Source organism: Brenneria nigrifluens DSM 30175 = ATCC 13028, assembly GCF_005484965.1.
Classification (GTDB): domain Bacteria; phylum Pseudomonadota; class Gammaproteobacteria; order Enterobacterales; family Enterobacteriaceae; genus Brenneria; species Brenneria nigrifluens.
In genome coordinates this window covers 4,142,696-4,167,493 of sequence record NZ_CP034036.1, presented here as the reverse complement: position 1 = coordinate 4,167,493, position 24,798 = coordinate 4,142,696, and the positions used below count along the sequence as shown (strand labels likewise).

23 protein-coding genes and 2 pseudogenes are annotated in these 24,798 nt (G+C 51.1%); 20 read left to right on the top strand and 5 right to left on the bottom strand.

Annotated elements, in window-relative coordinates; translation table 11 throughout:
- The first annotated feature begins 27 nt into the window (after positions 1-27).
- The 3 genes from EH206_RS23680 to EH206_RS19605 are packed head-to-tail and all read left to right on the top strand — an operon-like array spanning position 28 to position 3,527.
- The gene (locus tag EH206_RS23680; RefSeq protein ID WP_369750600.1) at positions 28-720 is read left to right on the top strand and encodes an ABC transporter permease; all 693 of its coding nucleotides are present in this window, start codon (positions 28-30) and stop codon (positions 718-720) included.
- 25 nt (positions 721-745) lie between these two features.
- Positions 746-2,197 (top strand): TolC family protein, encoded by a 1,452-nt coding sequence (locus EH206_RS19610; protein ID WP_232216614.1) that lies wholly within the window; start codon positions 746-748, stop codon positions 2,195-2,197.
- On the top strand, positions 2,190-3,527 hold the full coding sequence (locus EH206_RS19605; RefSeq protein ID WP_009114536.1) for an efflux RND transporter periplasmic adaptor subunit: 1,338 nt from the start codon (positions 2,190-2,192) through the stop codon (positions 3,525-3,527). The genes EH206_RS19610 and EH206_RS19605 overlap by 8 nt, the downstream gene beginning before the upstream one ends.
- Positions 3,528-3,847: 320 nt before the next feature.
- Here EH206_RS19605 and EH206_RS23675 read toward each other — a convergent pair.
- The 4 genes and pseudogenes from EH206_RS23675 to EH206_RS19590 all read right to left on the bottom strand — a co-directional run.
- Positions 3,848-4,018 (bottom strand): annotated as a pseudogene (locus tag EH206_RS23675) (hypothetical protein); the annotation flags it as partial.
- A gap of 772 nt (positions 4,019-4,790) precedes the next feature.
- Positions 4,791-5,198, bottom strand: a pseudogene (locus EH206_RS19595) (DUF4411 family protein).
- A gap of 53 nt (positions 5,199-5,251) precedes the next feature.
- A complete protein-coding gene (locus tag EH206_RS23225) occupies positions 5,252-5,530 on the bottom strand; it encodes a hypothetical protein (RefSeq protein ID WP_198008305.1) in 279 nt (92 codons plus the stop codon).
- Positions 5,509-6,396 carry an XRE family transcriptional regulator gene (locus tag EH206_RS19590; protein ID WP_198008304.1) on the bottom strand — a complete coding sequence of 296 codons (888 nt, stop codon included), beginning with the start codon at positions 6,394-6,396 and terminating at the stop codon, positions 5,509-5,511. The genes EH206_RS23225 and EH206_RS19590 overlap by 22 nt, the downstream gene beginning before the upstream one ends.
- A gap of 174 nt (positions 6,397-6,570) precedes the next feature.
- On the opposite strand from EH206_RS19590, the gene EH206_RS19585 reads away from it, so the two are divergent.
- The 5 genes from EH206_RS19585 (at position 6,571) to EH206_RS19560 (ending at position 9,706) form a co-directional block, all read left to right on the top strand.
- Positions 6,571-7,032, top strand: coding sequence for a hypothetical protein (locus tag EH206_RS19585; protein ID WP_009114534.1), 462 nt, complete (start codon positions 6,571-6,573; stop codon positions 7,030-7,032).
- Positions 7,029-7,235: a helix-turn-helix domain-containing protein gene (locus EH206_RS19580; protein ID WP_009114533.1), complete on the top strand. Its 207-nt coding sequence runs from the start codon at positions 7,029-7,031 to the stop codon at positions 7,233-7,235. The genes EH206_RS19585 and EH206_RS19580 overlap by 4 nt, the downstream gene beginning before the upstream one ends.
- Before the next feature lie 448 nt (positions 7,236-7,683).
- Positions 7,684-8,037 carry a type II toxin-antitoxin system RelE/ParE family toxin gene (locus EH206_RS19575; RefSeq protein WP_009114532.1) on the top strand — a complete coding sequence of 118 codons (354 nt, stop codon included), beginning with the start codon at positions 7,684-7,686 and terminating at the stop codon, positions 8,035-8,037.
- A gap of 4 nt (positions 8,038-8,041) precedes the next feature.
- Positions 8,042-8,344 (top strand): helix-turn-helix domain-containing protein, encoded by a 303-nt coding sequence (locus tag EH206_RS19570; protein WP_009114531.1) that lies wholly within the window; start codon positions 8,042-8,044, stop codon positions 8,342-8,344.
- A gap of 492 nt (positions 8,345-8,836) precedes the next feature.
- A complete protein-coding gene (locus tag EH206_RS19560) occupies positions 8,837-9,706 on the top strand; it encodes an integrase domain-containing protein (RefSeq protein ID WP_009114530.1) in 870 nt (289 codons plus the stop codon).
- Positions 9,707-10,161: 455 nt separating this feature from the next.
- On the opposite strand, the gene EH206_RS19555 is transcribed toward EH206_RS19560, so the two are convergent.
- Positions 10,162-11,433, bottom strand: a complete 1,272-nt coding sequence (locus EH206_RS19555; protein ID WP_009114529.1) for a tyrosine-type recombinase/integrase — start codon at positions 11,431-11,433, stop codon at positions 10,162-10,164.
- Between the two features lie 293 nt (positions 11,434-11,726).
- On the opposite strand from EH206_RS19555, the gene EH206_RS19550 reads away from it, so the two are divergent.
- The 12 genes from EH206_RS19550 to EH206_RS19495 all read left to right on the top strand — a co-directional run bounded on the left by EH206_RS19550 (position 11,727) and on the right by EH206_RS19495 (position 24,683).
- On the top strand, positions 11,727-12,647 hold the full coding sequence (locus EH206_RS19550; protein ID WP_009114273.1) for a ParA family protein: 921 nt from the start codon (positions 11,727-11,729) through the stop codon (positions 12,645-12,647).
- A complete protein-coding gene (locus EH206_RS19545) occupies positions 12,644-13,024 on the top strand; it encodes a hypothetical protein (RefSeq protein ID WP_009114272.1) in 381 nt (126 codons plus the stop codon). Before EH206_RS19550 ends, EH206_RS19545 begins: the two co-directional genes overlap by 4 nt.
- A complete protein-coding gene (gene dnaB-PI / locus EH206_RS19540; RefSeq protein WP_009114271.1) occupies positions 13,021-14,385 on the top strand; it encodes an SPI-7-type island replicative DNA helicase in 1,365 nt (454 codons plus the stop codon). Before EH206_RS19545 ends, dnaB-PI begins: the two co-directional genes overlap by 4 nt.
- Before the next feature lie 2 nt (positions 14,386-14,387).
- A complete protein-coding gene (locus EH206_RS19535; protein ID WP_009114270.1) occupies positions 14,388-16,154 on the top strand; it encodes a ParB family protein in 1,767 nt (588 codons plus the stop codon).
- Positions 16,154-16,873, top strand: a complete 720-nt coding sequence (locus EH206_RS19530; protein ID WP_009114269.1) for a DUF2786 domain-containing protein — start codon at positions 16,154-16,156, stop codon at positions 16,871-16,873. Before EH206_RS19535 ends, EH206_RS19530 begins: the two co-directional genes overlap by 1 nt.
- Positions 16,874-17,006: 133 nt before the next feature.
- Positions 17,007-17,630: a DUF2857 domain-containing protein gene (locus EH206_RS19525; RefSeq protein WP_009114268.1), complete on the top strand. Its 624-nt coding sequence runs from the start codon at positions 17,007-17,009 to the stop codon at positions 17,628-17,630.
- On the top strand, positions 17,627-17,890 hold the full coding sequence (locus EH206_RS19520; protein WP_009114267.1) for a ParE family toxin-like protein: 264 nt from the start codon (positions 17,627-17,629) through the stop codon (positions 17,888-17,890). Before EH206_RS19525 ends, EH206_RS19520 begins: the two co-directional genes overlap by 4 nt.
- A gap of 139 nt (positions 17,891-18,029) precedes the next feature.
- Positions 18,030-19,310: an STY4528 family pathogenicity island replication protein gene (locus tag EH206_RS19515; RefSeq protein ID WP_009114266.1), complete on the top strand. Its 1,281-nt coding sequence runs from the start codon at positions 18,030-18,032 to the stop codon at positions 19,308-19,310.
- A gap of 378 nt (positions 19,311-19,688) precedes the next feature.
- Entirely contained in the window at positions 19,689-20,687 is a 999-nt protein-coding gene (locus tag EH206_RS19510; RefSeq protein WP_009114265.1) for an Abi family protein, read from the top strand.
- A gap of 641 nt (positions 20,688-21,328) precedes the next feature.
- Positions 21,329-22,072, top strand: a complete 744-nt coding sequence (locus EH206_RS19505) for a PFL_4669 family integrating conjugative element protein (protein WP_009114264.1) — start codon at positions 21,329-21,331, stop codon at positions 22,070-22,072.
- The gene (locus EH206_RS19500) at positions 22,069-22,635 is read left to right on the top strand and encodes a hypothetical protein (RefSeq protein ID WP_009114263.1); all 567 of its coding nucleotides are present in this window, start codon (positions 22,069-22,071) and stop codon (positions 22,633-22,635) included. Before EH206_RS19505 ends, EH206_RS19500 begins: the two co-directional genes overlap by 4 nt.
- Before the next feature lie 14 nt (positions 22,636-22,649).
- Positions 22,650-24,683, top strand: a complete 2,034-nt coding sequence (locus EH206_RS19495) for a DNA topoisomerase III (protein ID WP_009114262.1) — start codon at positions 22,650-22,652, stop codon at positions 24,681-24,683.
- The last annotated feature ends 115 nt before the right edge of the window (positions 24,684-24,798 follow it).

Below are 24,798 nucleotides of genomic sequence, written 5' to 3'. Positions count from 1 at the left end.
TGGCGCGAGCAAGGTGTTCCTGTAAACTTGGGCAGCCATATCCAGCTTGGTGGTTATCTGTTCGAGGTCGTCGGCATCCTGCAATCTCAGGGTCACAATCCGTTACTGCCGGTATCGGTAGACGACGCCATTTGGGTGCCCATTACCGGGATGCGCCGAGTACTTTCTTCTCCTCAGATTTCCACAATCGTGGCCAGTTGCCGTGACAGTGACATCCTGACCGATGTCGCATCCAGGTTGCGGGTTTGGCTGATTGACAGAATACCGGGCGTTGATATCAACATGCAGATCCCCCTGCAATTGCTCGATGGTATCGCCCAGCAATCGCGCATGTTCTCATGGCTACTTGCAGGACTAGGGGGAATATCACTGCTGGTAGGTGGGATCGGCGTAATGAATGTGATGGTGATGAATGTGTCGGAGCGCCGTCGAGAAATCGGTGTGCGCATGGCCCTGGGGGCACGTCCTAGGGATATCGCTATCCTCTTTCTTCTGGAGGCCATAGTTCTTGCGGCAGTTGGCGCATTGTTTGGCGCTACGATTGGCTTGGGTATGGCTTGGCTGTTTGTCTATTTCTCCGACTGGTCAAGCTTTGTGCTATCAGCATCTGCGCTTCCGTTGGGCATAGGCAGCGCTATCGTTATCGGGTTGTTCTTCGGGCTGTCGCCTGCCATTACGGCTGCACGTCTGGAGCCTGTGGAGGCGCTGCGAGATGAGTAGGTTGTCCTTTCTGGCTCTATTCCTGATGACAATTCTTAGCGTAGCGAAGGGACATGCGGAGACACTCCTGAATCCATCTCAAGCCTCCCGGATCAATGCAAGCGGCCATACCGATGCCAAAATTTCACTTAATACCGAAATCATTGACCTGACATTGAGTGATACCATCTATCTGGGACTGCGTAACAACCGTGCCATCCGCAGTGCCTATCTGGACCGTATAGCGCAAAAATTCGATCTGAGAGTGGCCGAGGACCGCTTCACGCCTAAGCTAATGTTTTCGGGCAGTTACCTGTCAACGCGCAACCAGGCAGATCGTTATAAGCAAGGCAATCTGACCCCGACATCAACCATGCTGACGCCTTATGGTACCCACTTCAGCTTGAGCTGGACCTACCGACATACAGATGCCAATCAGGCGGGATTGTCACGCAACGACGGCGCAAATATCACCGTCATTCAGCCTTTGTTGCGTGGAGTGGGAAAAGAGATTGCCACTGCACCGGTACGCCTTGCTCGGCTGACCGAGCAAGTCAATCGGTTGAACTTGAAATCCACTCTTTCGCAGACAATCACGCAGATCATTGCGTTGTACCGCGAACTACTACAGGCGCAGGAACAGTTGAAAATCGCGTGGGATGCTCTGGATCGCGCACGCCAGTTGGTAGAGGTTAACCGGGCCATGATCGCTGCAGGCCGCATGGCTGAGTTCGAGATTGTGCAGACAGAGGCTGAAGTCGCTTCTCAGGAACTCGCGTACGAACAAGCCCGCAACCAACTGGATATGGCGCGCTTGGCATTGCTGCAACTGTTGGCCTTGGATCTGCACTCACCAATTGTGGCGACCGATGCGTTGCAAGCACAGCGTGTGGAAGTTCAGGTTGCTAGGGCGTTACAACAAGCGCAAGCGTCCCAGCCTAACTATCTGATTCAGCTTATCGCTGGCGAGCAGGCTGCCATCAATCTAGCAGTTGCACGCAATGATAGGCTGTGGGACGTTTCTCTTGTGGGGGGCGCTAGTCAGGTACGCGACAGAACGGCCTTGGGGGGAGCGTCTCACACCTGGGATAACTATGTCGGTGTACAGGTGAAAATCCCCATTGGTGATATGAGCACACGACAAGCTGAGGTACAGGCACTGGTCAATGTGCGCAATCAAGATATCCAACTGACCGAAGCCCATCAGCAATTGGAACGCGATGTTACCAATGCTGTACGCGACATCGGTACACGATGGCGACAGTTTGAGATCGCTCAACGCGTCCGCGACTTGTCGCGCCGCAAGCTGGAGATCGAACGGGAAAAACTCACCGTAGGGCGCTCCAGCAACTTCCAGGTACTGAGTTTTGAGAATGACCTGCTCAATGCTGAAAATGCCCGGCTCAATGCCCTCATCAGCTACCTGAACGCCCAGTCCGAACTCGATCTGACGTTGGGCACTACTCTGCAAAGCTGGAATATCTCGCTCAATGACTAAAGATCGCATCACGAACAAAACAATGGCTCTATCCCACCGCCACTTTCTATTACTGCCACTACTGATACCAGTAGCTATAGCCGTTGGTCTACTGCTGGTGTGCCCTTGGGCTGATTCGCCTACGCCCTCTTCTGCACGGGAACAATGGATATCCGTTCAGCCGCAAGTGCTGGAAAACCGGCTTGGTCTTATCGGGCGCATTCAGGCCGTGCAACAGAAAATACTGACCGCCCCTTTTGACTCCTTTATCAGTGAAGTGCTGACCCACGAAGGGCAGCAGGTCGAATCCGGACAGATGCTTCTACGCCTGGACACAGCACAGGTCGACATCCAATTACGGCAAGCCCGGATCGAACTGCTAAAGGCCAAGCGGGAAGCAAGACAATTGCAAAACTGGGATAGTAGCATTGACGTTTTGCGGGCACGACGGGGAGTGCAGTCTGCCCACGCTACGTTGAGCAATACCCAGGCTAATCTTAGTGACACGCGAGCACTCTTTGAACGAGGTATCGTCGCTCGCATAGAAGTAGAAACTCTTGCACAGCAGGAAAAAAACCAGCAGCAGGATTTACTGGCTGCAAAGGAAGAGCTTCGAACGGTGGAAGCACGAGGCACAGGCGAAGAGCTCCGGATCGCTGAAATGAATCTGATCAACGCTCAGGCTCACTATCAAGCTGTGTCGGCGCAGCGCGAGGAACAAGAGTTAAGAGCCCCCTTTGCAGGTGTAGTGATGCGTCCCGTTGCGCCGGATAGTGGCAAAGCCATAGTTGTGCAGCCAGGACAGCAAGTCAGCCAAGGCACCCCACTGTTTGTGGTAGCAGGTCTGAATCGTCTTCAAGTGCTCACACAGGTTGAAGAAACCGACTTGTACCAGCTTAAAGTAGGTATGCCAGTACAAATCACTGGAGATGGTTTTTCAGGGCTGATACTAAGAGGAAATGTCACTAGCATTGGCATGCAAAGCAATGCCGCAGAAAGTCAGGGTGCTTACTACGATGTAGTGGTTGAAATGGATAGGTCTCTGCCGGAGAGCAGACAGGACATTCGCCTAGGTATGAGTGCTCACCTGCAAGTGATTTTGCATCGCAACGAGAATGGCTTCGCTGTTCCAGTTGAAGCTCTATCCTACGGAGAAGATGGAAAAGCATATATACTCTGGCGTCCCACATCCGGCGAACCAATGCAAAAGGTTGCTGTTACGCCGGGCAAGGCCGTAGCCCAAGGAGTGGAAGTGTCAGGGATAGATGCAGGAGAAATATTGGTGCCGCGCACTCATCCAGATAATCTGACTTCCATCGAACCGATGAGCATCAATCTGGAATCTCACTGAGTGGCAAATAAGCGAAGGCTCCAGCCTGATGGCGTCTTCATCCATGGTAGCCATTCCCGGTGAAGTAATTTGTTTTGTGGTTTCTCATTTACTGGAAGAAGAGATACTGCCTTACGAATTATTGACCAGTCTTTATTTTCAACCTAGATAAACAGGTATCGGTCTTTAATTTTTTTTGGTTGCGATACCAATTTTTTGCAGTCTAAATATAATGTAAGCTTTCCATGTTTTATCGCTTTTATATCACCTTCTATATATGAATAATCGGGAGATCTTTTTTAGTGATTGGTAACATTAACTTAAATACTTTTAATCTTTTTCTATTTATTGAATAACCATGTCCAAAATTTTTTTTGGACAGTGATGTGGCGAGAAATATAAAGTAATATAAATTTATTTAAGTTGTTTTTCGGAGTTAATTCAGCAACGTGGCTGTCTAACAAATAATTAGCTGGCTGATAATATGAGATGCCTGCACCACCACCATCGTTTTTTAGCGTTAAGCTATTTCCTCGATACGGTTTTTTTGATTGTAATGCAAAATAGTTATACCCATTATCGTTTTTTTTCGGAAACTAATGGAATAAGTCCAGGCTGTATGTTTGGCATGTTACTTTGATCACCTTTTACAAAATAAAATAATTCTGATAAGTTAAATGCCCTCCACTCAATATTATTATCCGAACTTAATTTATTTTTCTCCCTTTCCATACGGCTTTTGTATCCTGTTTGACTATTCTTTAATAGAAAGTTGGTTGTTTGGCCACATATCCACAGGTAAATAAGCCAGTGAGCCAGCGCTCACCGAAAGTGCTGTACGCATCCGAAAGATTATCCGACGCCATTTGGCCTTGACAGAGCCGAGTGGAACCGCTTCTCAGGTAAACGTTGGGATAAGCGTCCATTATTTTTCGTTGTTATGGGGCTGTGGGGGTTATATATTGAACTGGTGCCCAACTTTGGTCAGGGGCCAGTTTTACAATCCATAGGGTAACGTTTTTGATGTGATTGTTGCGCCGCCTTGTTCATTTGTAGAATTGCGACCATCTGGTTTCGAACCTTGGCGTCTTTTGATCTTAAGTGCTCCCCCCGTGAATAATAATGTTTATTATTATATTGTGAGCTTAAAATGTGTTTATAATAAATGTATTAATTCGATATTGTTTGAAGTGTCGACTGTAATACTCTTACTCTTTTTAAAAAAGAAATGGAAGGCTGGGTGAATAATTACTTAATTCTAAGAACTAAGTACAAAACGCGCGTTTAACTCACGCAAAACTGGAAAGTATTCATACAAGGCACGCCAAACTGCTGGAAAATATTCGGAACTTTAACTTTTTTAGTATTGAGTGCGGCAAACGACTCATGTGTAACAACAACGACTCCGATGGATTTTGCTTTGACGATGATCCACGGATCGGCTTTTGCTAAAAAGTTATCACGATTACTAGCGTTATAATCGCCCGTCATGACGGCCTGAACAACCTCAGTGAAAATCTGCTGAATGTTGGCATCATCATTGCTGATGAAATGAGCTGGGCGTGCTTTTGCCCATTCCGACAATTCGTCATTGCCGTCTTTCAGTTCCCGGCCAATCATATCTACACTGGCAATTGTACACTGCTGAAATTGAAGATCGAGCCAGTCTCAGTAAGCAGGGCATATATCCATTTCGTAATACTGATTTTTGGCCTGAATATAAGTATTTGCATCCAGCAGATATCTCATATACCAAGCTCCTTAGCGAAGTCAGAAATTTTAGCTGGTTTAATACCATCAAGAAGCACACTGCCATCCCTTAGTAAAAGCTGACCGCTCAATGCCTGTGCTACCACCGCACGGGAAAATGGCTGGCTGATCTGCGCCCTTTTCGTTTTGTAATAAGTCGGGCCGCCTTTACCACTTTTCTCTCGCTCCAACCATGCAGCTTTTAACTCAGCAATAAAGTGGTCGTAGTCGTCATACTGAATAAATCCCAGAGTTAACGCACGGCGGGCCAGCACCCAGTGACTGACCCGGAAATGCCGTTCCAAATGAGGGAGGTTTCCTGCCACAACTCAAGATCGCGTTGCCAGAGGTGGCTGAATTCTTCAGCAGGAACTAATAACTCAGCCGCGACTGCGTTACATAAAACTTCTTCTCTGCGGGACGTGCGGCTATCACAATCAGAGATACCGGACTGCCCAATCCATATATGGCACAGCTCATGGATTAGGGTAAATAAGCGAGCGCCGGGGGCGTCAGCATGATTGATGAAAATAACTGGCGCATACTCATCAGTAATGGCAAAGCCGCGGAATTCCTCAACCAAAAGAGGACGAGTGAAGTGGCCTAAGTTTGCCTGCCGCATGACTAAAATACCGAGGGATTCAATGCGATTAATCAGATCCCGGTAGTGATCATCACTGTTGCCGCGTTCGGGATACAGACCAATCCCGAGTGCCCCTCTGATATCCTCAACGAGGATGTTGACATCAGTACGGGCAGAAAAACGCCCGACAAAGGGATTAGGCTCTGCCAGTTGTTGTTTCAGATACTCCCTGTACCATTCCTGACGCTGAAGCATGAGCTTAACCAAATCCAGCAGTTCCGCACTGGGCTGGCTAACCGGTTTACCCTCAAGCGTTCTTAAATCGGGGATCGGAAGCGTTTCAACGGGAGGCTTTAATAAAAACAGATAACCAAAAGGGACATGGGCTTTATCCGCGAACTGCATGGCCTGATTAAATGTCAGCGCTTGCTTGCCGGACTCCCACTTCAACAGACGTTCTTCATCGATCGTAAGCTTATGGGCAAATTCAGACACAGAACAACCGGAACGCTCACGCGCCCAGATCAGCATTTCTGTGTTGATGTTTGCAGTGGCCATAACACGATTCCCGGTGATTTTGTCTGTCATTACCGAATTATGGTGGGCTGGGCGGGGGCACCGCAAGGTGCGCCGGTTCCAGTATGGCCGGTAAGACCAACTCCGTTCAGTCCACCACCCGTAAGGTTGGTCTCTTAGGTGGTGGTTTAAACATCACATACTGGAGGCTGCCTTATGACTGCAACCCTCAACCAGACTCACCCATTACTTACAGTTCCTTTTAGTGCCGCCACGGATTTCACCGTACTGGCAGACTGTTGCGAGAAACTCGCAGAGACTCAGGCAGAAAGCTACGATCCGGCGCTAAAAATGGCACTGTGCGGAAGGCTCGCCGCCGCGCTTTCGCTGTTAAAACCGGGCCTGCGCGATCCCATTCCGTCCCATCTTATCGACAGCCTGACCGTTGATACGCTGCCCAAAAACTCACCCCGTTTTGCCCCAGATGCGGATACGCTTTGCGATTACTGTTTTACCCTGACTCAGCTTTTGCTTTGCCGGATGTTTCCGCCACAAGCGGAAGAACAATTGTGCTGGCTCCTGGCGGAACTGGTTGATTACTTTGCCGCTGAATTGAAAGCTCCGCGCTGGATACGCACCGCTGACGGCGTGAAATGCATTGATGAGGTGACCGCATGAACCAACAGGACTGGCATCCCGCTGATATTATTGCGGCGCTGAAAAAGCGCGGAACGTCGATGGCAGCGGTTTCGCGTAATGCAGGGCTAGCCTCTTCCACGCTGGCGAATGCGCTGACAAAACACTGGCCCAAAGGGGAAAGGCTGATTGCTGAAGCGCTGGGCGTCGAGCCTGAGCAAATCTGGCCTTCTCGCTACCATTGATGTTCCACCGGCGCAGATCAAATACAGGTTCTGCGCCGTTTCCTGTTTATCTGATTGCCAAAAAATCAACCAATAATCCTTTAAAAGGGAAAAACAGTTTTCTCTTATCTGCACCTTTGCTGAGCAGTAATATCCCTCCGGCACAAAATGCTTCATGATCTGCAAGAAGCGCCTGATATCTCAGGATGGTCGCCTTTACCGGCATCAACCTTTGAAAATGCCGGACCGCATTGCGGTTAAGGTCATCTTCTACTCTGCTTCACCTTCCCACTGTTTCTGAGGCCTACGCCGCAAAGCGACAACACATTTGCACGGCATTTAATGAATGGCCGGAATACGCCTTTAGTTTCCCGGTAAAGAGGAATGCATTTCGCCTGGTGCGACTTCAGACTCTTCATTATCGCTTTGCACCTATATAGGCTTTACACTATATTAATAAGGAGGTCCCGTGTGGACGATTAAAACAACGGACATATTTGACGGCTGGTTCAGTTCACTCAGTACCATCGATCGAACCAACGTGCTGGCATCGCTTATCGTTCTGCGGCAAAAAGGGCCGGGTTTGCCCAGACCTTATGCCGATACGATTAAAGGCTCTCGCTACAGCAACATGAAAGAACTACGCGTTCAGAGCCGGGGCGATCCGATACGGGTGTTTTTCGCCTTCGATCCTTACCGAACCGGCATTCTGCTTTGCGGCGGTAACAAGGTCGGCAATGAAAAACGTTTTTATGACCAGATGATCCCGGTTGCTGACCGGGAATTCACGAATTATCTGAAGACATTAGATGATAAGGAGTAACGCGATGGGCAGAACGCTCGAACAGCTTCTTGCGGATGAAAAACCGGAAGTCGTGGCCGACGCTCAGGCGATGGCGGCGGACATCCTGCTCAACATCCACCTTGCCGAACTGCGTGAGATAGTGCAAAAAACGCAGGTGGAAATAGCACAGGCTCTGGGCATCAGGCAGCCTACCGTTGCCGGTATGGAAAAACCGGGGCGCGATCTGAAACTGTCCACGCTTAAACGTTACGTTGAGGCGACCGGCGGCAAACTGCGCCTTGATGTTGAACTGCCGGATGGTTCTCACTACGGATTTGTACTGTAAACACTGACGCTCCATGAAACGGAGCGTCAACCCCGTTATAACGGGCAGCGGCCCGCATTGCCGTAAGGCTTTGCTGCCGCGTGACCGCTATCTTGCACCAGCATTTTAATTTTCAACCACTGCGCCAGTCCAGTGCGTCACTTTAACCGCGTAGAGCGGGAAAGTGACGCACCAGTGCCTTTTGACTGCACCAGACAATTCAACTGCGCCAACACGCGCCGGAATTCTGACACCGTGATTCAACCCACTTTCACTCACAGGAGAACTTGAACCGATACCGGAGGGGGATCAGGACGATCCGGGGGATAACCAGCTAACGCTGGCGGCTGCTCAGAGAGCACAACCGAAGCCCCACAACACCTCAACGGCTGCCGCCCCGGCGCTCAGGTATCGTTCGCAGCCCGACCACCATTCAGGGCTATCGGCCTATGCGCCGGGGAAGGTCGTATCTGTTTTGGATTTTGCGGCAATCATGAAAAGGGGAAAGAGAATATGGGCATTCTGGAGCAGGAAATGAAAACGCTGGCGCGGCGGGCGGGCGGCAGTCATAAAACCGTTCACGACCGTATGGCGCTGGCGCAGCGATTCTGTATCCGTTTGCTGGGGCAGAATGTACAGATCCGGCGGGTGGAGCAACTGAAAGCGCGGCATATCGAAGGCTATATCCGGGAGCGGTTGGAACAGGGCATAACGAAACGTAGCTTGCAAAACGAGTTGGCGGCGATCCGCTGTTTGCTGGAGCAGGCCGGGCGTGATCGGTTAGCAGCCAGTGAACGGCTGTCCAATAAATCGCTCGGCTTATCCGGCGCATCCCGTAACGGCATCCGGCAGGCCATTACTACGGAGCATTACCGGCAGGCGCTGGAAACCGCTCGCGGAAGAGACGCCGGGATGGCGGCGGCACTGGAACTATCAAGGTTGATGGGATTGCGCTCTCAGGAAGCAGTGCAGTGCGCGCAATCGCTCAGGACGTGGAAACAGGTGCTGGAACGTGGTGCAATCCGGCTCGCCGTGGTTTTTGGCACCAAAGGCGGACGGCCTCGCGAAACGGTAATTCTGGATGCTGGCGCAGTCAGAAAAGCGCTGGAAAATGCGTTAGCTGTGGCGGAACAACGCAACGGCAGGCTGATTGATAAGCCCGATCTGAAAAGCGCGATGAAATACTGGCACGGTCAGGCGTCGCGTATCGGCTTGACCGGCGCATATTCCCCGCATTCATTGCGCTACGCCTGGGCGCAGGATGCCATTCGCCATTACCTGGCGCAGAGATTCAGTGAAAAAGAGGCTCTGGCATTGGTCGCGATGGATTTAGGCCACGGCGACGGGCGTGGGCGTTATGTGGCGCAGGTTTATGGGCGTTGAAACGATGGGGCATTCTTGTCTCTGGTGCAGTCAAAAGGAAAAGGGCGCAAGGATAAAGGGTAAAGGAAAGCTAAGGGTAACAGCGCCAAACCGGAAAGGGCCAAAGGGCTGAAAAGGTCGTGATTGGCGCAGTTCGATGTTCGTTCGACAATGCTTTGGTGCAGAGCTGCGACTTTCTGGCAACAGGAATCTGGTTCAGTTGGCCGGAATACGGGTTCTGGCGCAGTATCGTGTCGGCAGAAAATCAGCCTGTGGTGCAGATTTTTTATAATAGCTATGACGATAAGTTTTCCTTTAAAAATTTCCCGTATTGATAGGTAACGACCTAAAAATATTCTGCCGGAATAATTTTAGGCGTTTCCCGATTGTTCGTTAAAAATACGAAGGTAAAACCTTTCAGAAACAAAGAGGCAGATCCCTCGCATCGGGATCTGCTCCTGTCAGAGAATTAACCGTCAGGCTGTACCCGCGGCCTTATGCTGTCGCGCATAAATATATGGCGCGACATATCCTTCGCGGCTGACGTCCAGATAATCCGACCACCATTGCATCATTTCGATTCTGGCTTCCAGATGCTCTGCTTTATGCACATAAGCCGCCCGCACGCCGTTGCGCTCTTTGTGGCTCATCTGCCGCTCAATGGCGTCTTTTGACCAGCGGCCGGACTCGTTCAGGGCGCTACAGGCCATTGTCCTGAAGCCGTGGCCGCACACCTCGGTTTTGGTGTCATAGCCAATCACGCGCAGCGCCTTGTTGATGGTGTTTTCACTCATTGGTTTGTTCAGGGTATGTGCGCCCGGAAAAACAAAGACCGATTCGCCGGAAAGCGCCTGAATCTGTTTCAGCAGGGCGACCGCCTGCCGCGACAGCGGCACCAGATGTTCATCCTTCATTTTTGCTCCACGCTCTGAGAACCGCACGCCGTTTACGGCCTCGCGCTGGGCGGGCACGCTCCAGATATGGGCTTTCAGATTGAACTCATCCCAACGAGCGAGCCGCAATTCGCTGGATCGCAGAAAAACATGCAGATTCAGTTCCAGCGCCAAACGGGTCAGCATCCGGCCTTTGTAGCTATCCATCTTCTCCAGTAGTTCAGGCAGGCGTTTCAGCGGCAGGGCGGGGTGATGTTGGGTCACCACCGGGGTCACGACACCATCCAAATCGTAAGCCGGATTATATTTGATTACGCCCTGTTGTACGGCGTGGCGCATGATTTTGGTCAGATGCTGGCGCACCCGCCCGGCGACGTCATGCACGCCTTTATCGTCGATGGTTTTAACCAACTGTGCCAGATGTCGGGTCTCAATCAGAGCGATATCCATCGCGCCGATAGTAGGGAAAACGTAGCGTTTCAGGCAGGTAAGAATTTTATCGGCGTGAGCGTCCGACCAGAGCTTAAGGCAACTGGTGTGCCATGCGGTGGCGATGTACTGAAAGGTGCGGGATTCATCAACGGCGGTGTTATCCGTTTTGCGCACCAGGGAAGGGCTGATGCCGGACGCCAGCAGCTTACGCGCCGCGTCGCGCTTTTCACGGGCTTCCGCCAGTGTAGTTTGCGGGTAGGGGCCAAAGGCCAGACGGTTTTCCTTACCGCCGAAGCGATAGCGGAAATACCATAGTTTAGCGCCGCTGGTGGATACCGTCAGGTACAGACCTTGCGAATCGGTAAGTTTGTAGGATTTTGCGAGAGGTTTGGCTGCGCGGATTTTACTGTCATTCAGGGCCATAGATGGGTCTCTCCGTTTCATCGAACTGAAAGACCCGCAATCTGACCCCAAATTTTCCGGATACGAAGGGATAAATCAAAACGCATCGGGAAAGATTTTTACGCCAACTTATTGAATTACATGCACATAGGGATTTGTAAGGAGGCATAAAAAAGGAAAGGTGGTGCCCGGACTCGGAATCGAACCAAGGACACGAGGATTTTCAATCCTCTCTTTGTAAGCAAGTTAATATATCGCAGTGTGTAGAGTACCGTAGACCCTGTACGCATCGAATAATTTATTCGAGTGTACACATGGAAAATATCGTTACTAAAGCCACTGAAGCTTCCGTCAGTACCCGGCCGCAAATCGTCCCTATGGTCTCAACCAAAGGCGGCGAAGGAAAATCGACACAAAGTGCCAACCTCGCCGGTTTTCTGGCGGATGCGGGCAAAAAGACTCTCCTCATTGATGGTGATCACTCTCAACCTACAGCAAGTAGTATATTCGCCCTGGAATACGAGGCGCCCAGCGGCCTGTACGAATTGTTGATGAAGTCAGTCGATCTCAATCAGCCTGAGTATATCGTTTCACGGTCTGTTATCCCAAATCTGGACATTATTGTCTCTAACGATCCGCATGACCGCCTGTCTTCTGCCATGCTTCACGCGCCTGATGGTCGCATGCGTCTGCGCAATGTGCTGCAGCATCCTCTGTTTCAGGGCTATGACGTCATTATCATCGATTCTAAAGGTGCGGCTTCAGTGATGTTAGAACTCATATTGCTGGCCAGCACTGAATTTGCCGTCGGAGTGATTAAACCTATACTGCCGGACACTCGTGAGTTCCTGCGTGGTACGTTGGGATTGATGGAAGGGCTATTACCGTTGACTTGCTACGGTATTTTGTTGCCACACATTCGTATTCTGACAAACTGCATGGAGTTCACGAACCTTGACCAGCAAACGCTGGAAAGCCTGAACAACATTATCGCCAACGGCCTATACACTCGTGCAGATCAATTCAACGTATCTCTCCTCGATACACTTATTCCCAAATTAGAAATCTACAAAATGGGCCATGCCTGTGGTCAGCCGGTTCACCGTCTTGAAAGAACGACGACTCGCACATCCACTCAGGCTGCCGCCGTCACTATGCATAGTTTGGCCTGCGAGTTGTTTCCGCAGTGGAAAGAACAATTTGACGACGTTCTCTCCAGGGAGGTTCGCGTATGACTCGGAATCTAATTTGGCGGGCTGTCGCTTATTCAATTAACACCTGTAAATTCCAGGAAGAAGTTTATGTTTTCGTCGATGCGCCGGATAGGGAAACAGCGAAAGAGAGGATTTACGAGCGGCTGTCCGAGGAGTGGAAAATTAGCAAAGCGAGTCAGTGGGATGATAAGCCGGCGCGCATCGAATTTCATAATCTCTGTGATGAGAAAGAATTACGCGATATGGCCCTGGGGACGCAAGTACCTCCAGGTATGCCGTTGCTTGAGAGTGGCTGGGGGGGAAGGAGGGCAATTTATGATACGAAGCCTCTGATTCTGGTCGCATCACCACGCCTGCGTGAAGTGCTGGAAAGTGCGTTGCGGGAGGTGCTGGCATGAGCAGAACCGTGTTAGAACAAACCGTAAACGTACCTTATTCCGCTGATGCCGAGCAAGCTGTGATCGGCGGGTTGATGCTGGATAACGGTCGCTGGGATGATGTGCTGCCGCTGATCCGGGATACCGATTTTTATCTGCCGGCACACCGCCGGATTTTTCAGGCGATGGTGCAACTTATGGCCAGCCAGCAGCCAATCGATCTGATTACTTTATCCGATTCGTTGGAGCAAAACACAGCTCTTGAATCGGTTGGTGGATTTGCCTATCTGGCTGAAATGGCGAAAAACACGCCGAGTGCGGCCAACATTGTTGCCTATGCCAATATTGTTGCTGAGCGCAGCAGGCTGCGTGGACTTCTCCAATTAGGGCGTGAATTAAGCGCCGAAGCAGTAGTTTCCCGTGCCGATGCGGCCGTACTGACCGAACGGGCGGAACAGCAATTGTTCCAACTGTCAGAACAGACACAAACACAGCAAAATGTGAGTCTGATTGCCGGTCTTGAATCGCTGGCCAGTCATCTGGAAATGGTTAACGGTGGTAATGGCATTACCGGAACGCCGACCGGTTTCGCCAGACTGGATGCGATTACCTGTGGCTTGCAGGGGGGCGACCTCATTTTACTCGCTGCACGTCCTTCCATGGGGAAAACCTCTCTGGGTCTCTCATTCTGCGCCGGCGCACTTCGAGACTCCAGTAAGCCGGCATTTTGTTTTAGCCTTGAGATGCCGAGAGCGCAGTTGCTGCAACGACTTGTTTCGATGCTGGGACGGGTAGCGTTAGCGCGGCTGCGCAGTGGTCAACTGGATGATGAAGACTGGGCGCGGATCAGCCAGGCTGTCGCGGAAATGACGCCCTGGGAAGATCGCTTAATCATTGATGATGAAAGCTACCAGACGCCGGCCTTGCTGCGTTCACGCGCACGACGCTATACCCGCCTTTATGGCAGGCCGGGCCTCATCATGGTGGACTATCTGCAACTGATGCGTTGCCCAGGTCAGGAAAACCGTACGCAGGAAATCTCTGAAATTTCACGCAGTCTTAAAGCGCTGGCCAAAGAGCTGGACTGCCCGGTGGTAGCGTTGTCTCAACTGAACCGTCAATTGGAGAGCCGAGCGGATAAACGTCCATTTAACGGCGACCTTCGTGATTCTGGCGCGCTGGAGCAGGATGCTGACGTCATTGCTTTTGTTTACCGCGACGAGGTGTATAACGCCGATACGCAGGATATGGGTATTGCCGAAATCATCATTGGCAAACAGCGCCAGGGAGCTACAGGCACCATCCGCGTTAAGTTTGAAGGGCAATATACCGCTTTCAGCGATCTTCCTGACGGGCAATATGTTGGCGCAGGGAGGGCATGAGCATGGCGCGTTCAAAAAACAAGGTACTCGATCTGAGCAGCGCATTATTGCAACAGGGTAAAACCGCGTTGGGTACCCATCCTGAAACAACAGCTGTCACACCGATCTCTGTTAATGAAATACCGATGGTGCTGACTTTAGACGAACTGACGCCCAACCCTGATAACCCTCGGACTGGCCCTAACCCTAAATATAAGGAAATCAAAGCCTCTATCCTAGCCAGAGGGCTGGATACTGTGCCCAAAGTTACCCGAGACCCAGAATCTGATTCACCCACGTATATGTTCAGTGATGGTGGCAACACCCGCTACCAAATCCTATCTGAACTGTGGCAAGAAACCGGGGACGAGCGGTTTTATCGTATCCTCTGTGTTTTCAAACCATGGCCGGGCCGTCTGTCATGCCTCATTGGACACCTAGCCGAAAACGATAAACGTGGCGATTTGAGCTTTATCGAAAAAGCGTTTGGTATAAAAGCAGCACGGGCAATATATGAGGAACTATTATCAAGACCTGTCACGCTAAGAGAGCTTTCATCCCTGCTGGCAGATGAAGGGTATCCAGTGCATAACTCCAGCATAAGTCGCATGGAGGATGCGGTGAAATATCTTTATCCTTTTATGCCTGTTCTGCTTAAGTCTGGGTTGGGGGCGCCACAAATCAGGTCGTTACTTTCCTTGCGTCGAGACTCAGAAAAAACTTGGAAGTTGTTCGCCAATGATGTTTCTGCATTAAGCACCTTTGATGAAGTGTTTGGTGACGTTTGCCGTCATTTCGATGATCCAGAGGTGTATTCACTGGATATGTTCCGTGATGAATTGATCGGTACTCTCCTGAAAGCATTGCCACATCCCTCTCTCAACTATGACCGGTGGCTACTTGAACTCGATCCCAAAGAACAAAATCGTCGTATGCATCTGGGGGCGCCGACGCAACTCCCTGTACAACCTACAGTAAATGATAGTCTTTTGCCGTCAAGTGAATACTTGCAGGAAGATGGTATTGAGTTACTTCCATCTGCCCCAGAACAAGAGGATGACTTGAATGCTCCTGCCACGCTGGCCAGCGCGCTATTTGATTCAGACAACGAGCCGACTGACACTACGGAAGACGGACCTGAGGGCAAATCCACCCCCTCCTTCGATAATCCACGTGTAGAAACCCAGCCCGATTTATATGGTGCATTATCGGTACTGTCCGGTGATATCGAAAATCCCTCTGCATCTGAAAGCTTTAACGGTGAATCATCAGTGGAGACGTTGGTTCAGCCCGATGCGGCTAGTCAGATGACAACTGGAGCACAACAGGAAAATACCGTTAATTCTGACGTAGCTTTTGCTGATGTAGGTCTGGAACCGGTTGGAGCCATCTGGCCCATTCCAACACTGCAGGATGATATTGAACATCTGCAGGTAATGACGTTCCGTCTGGTTTTCGAACTGGCCGAAGTCGCGGGGTGCGAAACTGAAATTAAGGCTGACAGATCCGGATTGTACGCGGCCGGCTATGCGCTGGCCGCTCGGCATCTGGCGGCCGGGCGTATTGAACAACCTTCCCCTTTTACTGTTTTTCTGCTCTCTCTTGCCGGCGCCGACAACACCGACCATGACGGTTGTTCACTGGGTGATGTGTTAATCGGATCGGAGAGAGCTGCTGACTTACCGCTGCTTGACGACATTCACGCCGTCAAGCTGATGCGCCTTATGCGGGTTATGCGTCGTCTGCGCGAGCTGCAGCGTGACGTGGCTGCAACAGAGGAGAATGACTGATGAGCTCTTCACAACGACAAGAACGCCTGGTGAAACTGGTTCGTAAACTTCTTGAGCTGGCTCGTAGCAACAGCAATGCCCATGAGGCTGGTCTGGCGTTGGCCCGGGCGCAAAAACTGATGGAAAAATACGGTATCAGCGAGCTGGATGCGAGTCTTTCATCAATACAGCTGGCCCCAAGTCAGGGGGCGCCGTCAGAGGCTAAGAGCAAGCTCCCCGAGTGGATGTCCAGTCTGGCATGGGCCGTTTGCCATGCCTTTGGGTGCCGCCTGTATTTCTCCTGGCGAGAAACCCCGTCCGGGTATCGCCGTAATGTGACGTTCTATGGCTTTAGCGGACGCCCGGCTATTGCCGCGTATGCGTTTGATGTGCTTAGCCGTCAGTTGAAAGATGCCACTTCAGCCTATTTGAAAATCCAGAACAAGCGTTTGAAACTGACTACGCGCCGTGCGCGAGCGGAGCAGTTTCGGGCCGGATGGGTTCTGGGCGTTCGGCAGGTCATTACAACGTTTCGGGTTTCTGAACAGGAGCACCAGTTGATGGTGTCATGGATGGAAAATCAGAGAATGGGCGAGTTACAAACACGCGCACTCAAGACATGTCGCGGTGACGATATTGCCCGACGGCAGGGGTATGAAGCCGGACAGAATGCCCGTTTGCATCACGGTGTACAGGGAACCGGGCCTGCCGCGCTTGGTCATCGCCGGGAGGTTCAGTGATGCGCATTCAATTATCGCCAACGGGTAACCCTTCCCTGGCTCCTGTTTTTCTGACCTGCTTATCTTACCGCTTTATTTTTTTGCCATTCACTGCTTTGAGCCCGGTGGCTGAATATCTGGGGGGGAACCAACGATGAGTAACAGCTTATCTCAGGCGACCAACAGCTTGTTAACGCAGTTGGTTATGGAGTTGAAGTCCGGCTATATACGCCGTTGTGAGTCTCTGGGACTGACCACAGAGGAAATGCAACTGCTGCATGGTTTAACTGTTGAAGATCTGCATTATCTGCTGAACAGCCCAGTATCGGTACTGACATTTCAAATCCACCATGAAAACTTCTCATTGATGCTGCAGCATGCGCGTCGCGAGCAACAACGCATGCAACGTATTGACCGTGCCCTGGCGCTGGGTGGTTCTATTGAGATGATGCAGCACTATTTTGGGTTGACGACGGTTGAAGTCGCCGCGCGTCGGCGTATGACCGGTATCAGTATCCGCCAGGGGCGTTGCGCCGCACTCAGTGATGAAGAAAATGCGACGCTGTGGCGCCAGTGGCAAAAGTCAGGCATTGACGATCCCTCAAGCGCGGATGGTCTGGATGTCATGATGCTGGCCGCCGAGCAAATGGATGTGTCACTCACGGCTGTGTGGCACGCGGTACGCGGCTTCGATGTGCCTCATACCAACACGGCCAAAAAAGCCATTCAGGCGGTTCGTAATCGTGCCGAGAGAGGAACGGTGAGGAGGCCGGCATGAAGCCCATGATCTTGATGCCCGGTTTGCAGGCCCCTCGTTCTGCGCCGCCATCTTGCCAGAAAAAAGCGAAAGCGCTGGTTCAGCAGTTTCGCCGCGGCGAGCGGAATTACAAAAATATCCATGTAAAAGGTAAGCACGCCCCCGGGCGTGCCTGGATAAAGATTAATGTCGGGGCCGCCTGGCGGCTGTTAAGCCGTAACAGTGGCGCAGACTGGGAGTTACTCACCCACGAACGCTATAACAATGAAATTTGGAAGTGACGACATTCACCCTGTGCCTGGGTACCGGGTACAGGACTGAGTGCCTTTAGCTATGTGCAGCATTGCCTGCACGATTGCAGTTTGACTCCTTCGCCATATTTGTTGGCACAGGGCGCGTGATTAAGGATCCGCTAAATCCATGACTACAACTCGAATACCTGATGATAGCCTGATCTCCTTTACACTGGCGCAAATGAATGCCCGAATGGCGGAGCGAATAAACGCGGAAAAACACACGGGTAGCGCCGATGTTACGAATCTGCGTAGTGGCCTGCTCTATATGGGCAATGTGCATGATTCCATACCCCGCCGATTATTGTTGGACACGCGTTTATCGCCACTGGATAAAACAGCGTGGATAATGATCCGTCTGTATGCGCAACAGAATCAGGGGGCCGTATTTCCGACTTATGATGAATTACAGTTGCAGCTTGCTTCTCCATTTAACGGCAAAGCATCCCGTGAGACCGTTAGTCGCGTTTTGTTGATGTTACGCCTTACCGGCTGGCTCAGCCTGTGTCGCCGTGTTCGTGATGACAAAGGTCGAGTCCGGGGAAACATCTATGCGCAACACGATGAACCATTATCCGCCCGTGATGCTGAGACATTAGATCCGACCTGGCTTGATACGCTGGCTGCGGCCTGTGAGCATAAAAACCGCACAGTGAATCAAACGGCCTGGTCAGTGCTGTCCGATATCCAACATGACCCGACAATGCGTCATCAGCATTCGCAGATGGCGGCGATTGTTGAACGATTGGGTGCGCCGCAAACGCCACAGCAAATGGCGAACCGAGTGCCCCTCAGGGAGCCTATTTCCTATGGTTCTATAACCGAACCCGGTAATAATACCCCCGGTTCGGATGCCGAACTCAGTCAATTTAAGCGCAGTTCGGATACCGAACTCAGTCATGAAACGGGTAATGAAATACAGAGTTCGTTTTCCGAACTCATTCTGGAATCAGTTACTTACAAGGATTCAACCAAACCGAACTGTAACGTACGTAATTTCACACACAGTGTGAATAAAAAAACGTACGTACCAGAACTACCAGCCGAACTGCAACGCAGCATGGCTGAGGATGATCGCCGGCAGATCACCGCTCAGCTTTGCGCATTGCCTGCTGAGGCTGCCCGGCAAGTGTTGGATAGCCTTGTTCAGACGATGGTCAGAGGAAACCTGAATAACCCGACTGCCTGGCTGCTGACGGTGATAAAACGCGCCCGGAACGGGGAATTGTTCACAGCAGGAAAATCTTCCCACCCGGTTAAACCTGAAGCAATACGTTCGACTCTACGCCCGGTGCCCATGTCAACATCAACGCAACCCGTTTGTCCTCAAGCAGCTTCACGAGAATATGTCAGTGGTGTTGTGGCCAAATTACGTCAGGAAATGGCACGAGCCAAAATTAGAAAATGAGTGGGTTTTGGTACGGTTGTATAAAAAACGACCTTGCTGGCAGTGCCAGCAAGATTAAAAAATGAGCACTGTGCTCAGAAAAGCTTCCCGTTCATTGCGTTTTGGAACTGGCGAGCTTAATTTGTTCTGTTTTATGCTATGCCAGAACGGGCGTATTGCCAGTTGATCAGTTGGCGGAGAGTTTGAAGGCGATTCTTCCCGGAATAGACAGCCGGGGATCTATTTTCTCTCAGAACGAGAAAAGCCACCCTAAGGTGGCTTTTCCGATACTAACTTATACGCACGGGTCCGAAGAAATCCGCGCCTTGATGTGGAAAATCTATCAGTATTCGGTGGGCACGTCAACTTTGTTCCAACCTAAGAGCCTGGGAGGGCAGAATGCAGTTGGAAGATTATATCTCAGCCGAGCGGCTAAAAATTTACGCCGATGTGCTGAAACTTAAGCCTGGTGAAGAGCTGGGAGGATATAACTGGAACAAGGCAATTGCCAGTGCAATGCAGCCACTTATGCAGTGTCTTGAAGTGACGCTGCGCAATGCCATCGATCACAGCATTCGCCATCATCCTATGCCCGGGGCTGTGGGACATTGGCGCACGGATGCCAACTGGATCTTTGATTTGCCCCGTTATATTGGTGATAAGGTCTGGATCCGTCAGGGAAAACGATTTAAGAAAAATGCCCGTGGTCAGATTATTCATCGTGACGGAAAGCCTGTTTATGACAGAACAGCCTGGGAAGAAGATTGCATTCGCAAGGTATCAAAGCGGATCAGAGATGCAGGTAAACAACCCACTGCGGAACGGGTGATTTCTGGACTGGATTTTGGTTTCTGGACCAATTTCCTGACGAGTAATTATAATGAGCCCCGAAACCGTTCGCTGCTGTGGCCTCAGTTGCTACCGGAGGTCTTCCCTGGTGCACCAGCCAGAACGGGACGTTATATTCTGGAAAAAAAATTTACTCGTATCCGTGATCTGCGTAATCGTCTTGCCCACCATGAAGCCATCTGGAAATTTCAGGAAGAAAATCCACTTACCGGCGCGCCAGATTATAACCGACCGGTGTACGGACTGAATGCTTCACTACAACTGCTACGCAGAGCCTGGAACGATATGCTGGAGGCACTGTACTGGCTCAGCCCGGGACGGCATTCCGCATTCCTGGCTGAAGGCCACCATATTCGTTTTGAAACGCTGGCTACTCAGGAGGGGCTGCTTAGTTTCATTAGTCGCAAACAACTGGCGAACGGCCTGAATATCAGACGGAGTAAAGAAGTCAGAAGATTGTTACGGGGGCTCAGCCAGCAAAAGATCGTAAGACTGACAAATCGTACACGTATCATTGCCATTATTGGTCCTGATTTTATCCGTATGTGAGCTCAGATTCTGCCTTTGGTGGCTATTTCACCAGCCTGCGGAGCCTGTGATCTGCAATGTACTGAATAGAACTAGTATCTTGTATCACTCAGGATATTTATTGGTGGTTAAAAAACGACCTTGCTGGCAGTGCCAGCAAGATTAAAAAATGAGCATATTGCCTTCTAGACTCTTTCTTTGCGCACCAAAAAGCGTTTTGGATAGTCGTGCAGGTCGCAGGTTTTTCCGGCCTGCTACTGCGGGATACTGAACTAAATACGTATCTTGTATCACTCAGGATACTCATTGGTGGTTAAAAAGTGAGCTTGTTGGCAGTGCCAACAAGATTAAAAAATGAGCACATTGCCTTCTGGACTCTTTCTTCACACACCAAAAAGCGTTTTGGATAGTCGTGCAGGTCGCAGGTTTTCCGGCCTGCTACTGCAGGATACTGAACCAAATACACATCTCATATCACACAGTATATTCATCGGTGGTTAAAAAGTGAGCTTGCTGGCAGTGCCAGCAAGATTAAAAAATAAACACCCCGCCTTTTACACTTTCTCTTCACAAACCAAAAAGAGTTTTGAATTGCTGCTTTCTGGCCCTGCCGAGACTATTTCAAGCCAAACATACTCTCAGCAGACAGAAGGATGCTCAAGATGGCAGATACAGCAAACAATTCTCCAGACACTTCCGCACGGGGAAAGGCGGGGGCACTGAAGTCGACTTTAACAGTTCAACTGCATACCCAATATGCCATCCTTTTATGGGAAGGCCGTCAACGTCAGAAAGAGTCAAAAAAACCTCAAATAGTTAGCATGCCCCAGGTCATCGCCAGGGCAGGTAAAATCAATGCCGATTCGGATAGTGACAACCCGTACGCCGACGACGCGATGTTGTTATTGGAGCAGGCGATAGAGCGAGGAACCGCACGGTTACAAAAGGCCGTTGCTGAGCTTGAAAACACCTTATCCGATTTGCCGGGTCAGATCACGATGTCCGATGTTTACTCCGTTTCGCCTTTAAATATCGGTGTATTCAGCCGAACTCCCCTGGGTTACCGTTGTGTCTGGCTACTGGTTGGTTTCGATCAGCTTGCGATGAAAGCTTTCCAGGCCTGGCATTACGGTTTGATTTCACGTCAGAAACGCGATGATTTGCTGAGTAAGGGAGGGCACTGGGTTCGGCAGGTATACGGGGTGGTACAACAATATCATTCTGTCAGCGTGACCCGCGATGATATTCGTCTACAAACGCCAGCCGGTCTTGAGGCTATCAAACGGTTAGGTGAACCGGATGCAGATATCTTAACGGGTGTGAAACGTTCAACGTTCTCCCCGCCGTTACGTAATCCTGTCACTGTCTCCGCTGATTCTTCCTCTGATAAAGGAGGCAATGCATGAGCCCTTACAAGAAAGCGTTAATGCCTGCTCTATTTTGCACGGCGCTGATTTTAAGCGGTTGCGCCGGTAGCGACCTCGCTGCGTGGAATCAAAAAATCAGTGATGCCGCCCATTCGCTGGCCGGCGGCAGTGCTAATAGTGCTAATGACAGTGACATGCCATGGATGACCAAAGCCGGAAACACCGGCCCGCGTCAAAATGTGCTCCATGTTTATACCCTTCCCGTGGATGTTGATACTGCCGCGGCCCGCCTCAAAAGCCATTATCAGTTTATCTCGTCAGATGAACTGGAAAGTTTGCGTAAGCGTGATCAGTACGGTGACTGGAGTGCCGGCTCTGTCGATGAAGCCCACTCTGTATGGTCAGCGGTAAAGGGCAGCTACTATAAAATGGGGCAGGAATGGAAAGGAAGCGATCGCCTGGTGCTGGAAGTCGAGAAATCCGGTGCCGGCAGTCGTTTGAAGGTGACTTACAGTTCCCCGGATAGTTCGCATCTGACCGATGCGTATTTGGGGCGCTTAATGAAGCAGCTGCAGCAGGTTGCTAACGGTCAGGTGAGCTGACTGGAGGCGATCAGATGCAACTCTATCTCTGTGAGAAACCGTCCCAGGGTAAGGATATCGGCGCCATCCTTGGGGCGACCCAACGTAAGCAGGGTTATCTTGCCGGCCCCGGAGTCATTGTTACCTGGGCTGTAGGGCATCTATTAGAGCAGGCTCAACCTGAGACCTACGGTGAACAGTACGGCAACCCATGGCGCGAGTCCGTACTGCCCATCGTGCCGACGCAGTGGAAAATGACCGTTAAAAAAGATACGGCGGATCAGTTTGCCGTTGTCAGGTCACTTCTGAAGCAAGTGGACTCCGTGGTCATCGCCACTGATGCCGATCGGGAAGGCGAGGTCATCGCCCGCGAGCTGCTGGAGTATTGTCACTTTACGGGGGCCGTACAGCGGCTCTGGTTATCCGCGCTGGATGAGGCGAGTATTCGCCAGGCACTGGCGAATAAGCTGCCTGGTGAAAAGACGGCGGCGCTTTACCATGCCGGCATGGCGCGAGCGCGGGCTGACTGGATGACGGGAATGAACCTGACCCGGCTTTATACCCTGAAAGCCCGGGAACAAGGGTATGGCGAGGTCTTGTCGATCGGCCGGGTGCAGACGCCCGCGTTGGCGCTGGTCGTGAACCGTGACCGTGAAATTGCCAGTTTTGTGTCAAAACCGCACTGGCAGGTACAGGCTATGTTGCAGAAGGAGGGGATCAATTTCCCTGCCAACTGGGTGCCCGCCGCCAACTACTGTGACGAGGAGAAACGCTGTATTCAGCAAAATGTGGCGCAGGCCGTGCTGCAACTTTGCCAGCAAACGGGTAGCGCCCTGATTCTTGATCTGGGGACGGAACGCAAGAAAGAGTCTGCCCCTCTGGCCTTTGATCTGGGTACACTGCAGCAGGTCTGCTCTCGCCAATGGGGAATGAGCGCAAACCAGGTATTGAGCATTGCTCAATCGTTGTATGAAACCCACAAAGCGACAACCTATCCCCGCACCGATTGCGGTTATCTGCCGACGTCAATGCGTGAAGAAATCCCACAGGTTTTCAATGCCATTACGCGAACGGATCCCACACTGAGTGCGACAGTGGCTAAACTCGATACAGGTTTCGTTTCACGGATCTGGAACGATAAGAAAATCACCGCTCACCACGGTATTATTCCTACAAAACAGCCGTTCGACCTGAGTAAGTTGTCTGCCGATGAGCTCAGGGTCTACCAACTGATACGCCAGCATTACCTGGCACAGTTCCTGCCGTTCCATGAAGTCGATGTAACTGAAGCAACCTTCAATATTGGCGGCCAACTGTTTCGTACCCGCGGTAAGGTTGAGATCGTAGCAGGCTGGAAAGCGTTGTTTCAGCATGAAGGCAGTGAATCGAAGGAGAATGACGATGATGAGGCCCGTCTCCCGACACTTGTTAAAGGACAGTCCTGTGCCGTAGCCGGCGCTGAACTTAAAACCCTGCAAACAAAGCCGCCGGCGCACTTCACTGATGGAACGTTGATTGCGGCGATGAAAAATGCAGCTGCATTCGTCAGCGATCCTCAACTTAAGAAAATTTTGAAAGAGAATGCCGGATTGGGAACTGAAGCGACGCGAGCCGCTATCCTGGAAACGCTATTCAAGCGGGGATACCTGGAGAAAAAAGGAAAATTCTTGTTCTCCACACCGATTGCCGGCGAGTTGATTGATGCCCTGCCGGCGGCGCTGACAAATCCGGGTATGACGGCGCTATGGGAACAGGCGTTGGATGAGATTGCCCAGGGGCAGATGACGCTGGAAACGTTTATGTCGCGGCAGGCACAGTGGACGGGGCATCTGGTCGAGAAAGGTAAAACGCAGGCGGTGAAGTTCACTGCGCCGCCATCTCCTCCTTGCCCTGTCTGTGGCGGAGCGATGCGCCGGCGTGCGGGCAAGAAAGGCAGTGGCGCTTTTTGGGGATGTATCAATTACCCAACCTGCCAGGGTATTGTCAATATTGGGACTAAAACCAACCGTAACGGTAAACGATATAAAGGGAAAACAGCGGCTAAAAATAAAGCAACCGCATCGGAGTAAGAGATTGCCTGATGTATATGGTGGAAACTTTTGCTAAGGTGAACTGGCTTTGATGCAGGGTACCCCGTGACTGCGGTGGTAGGAAAATTCTTCCATGGTTTTTTTCTACTTCAGT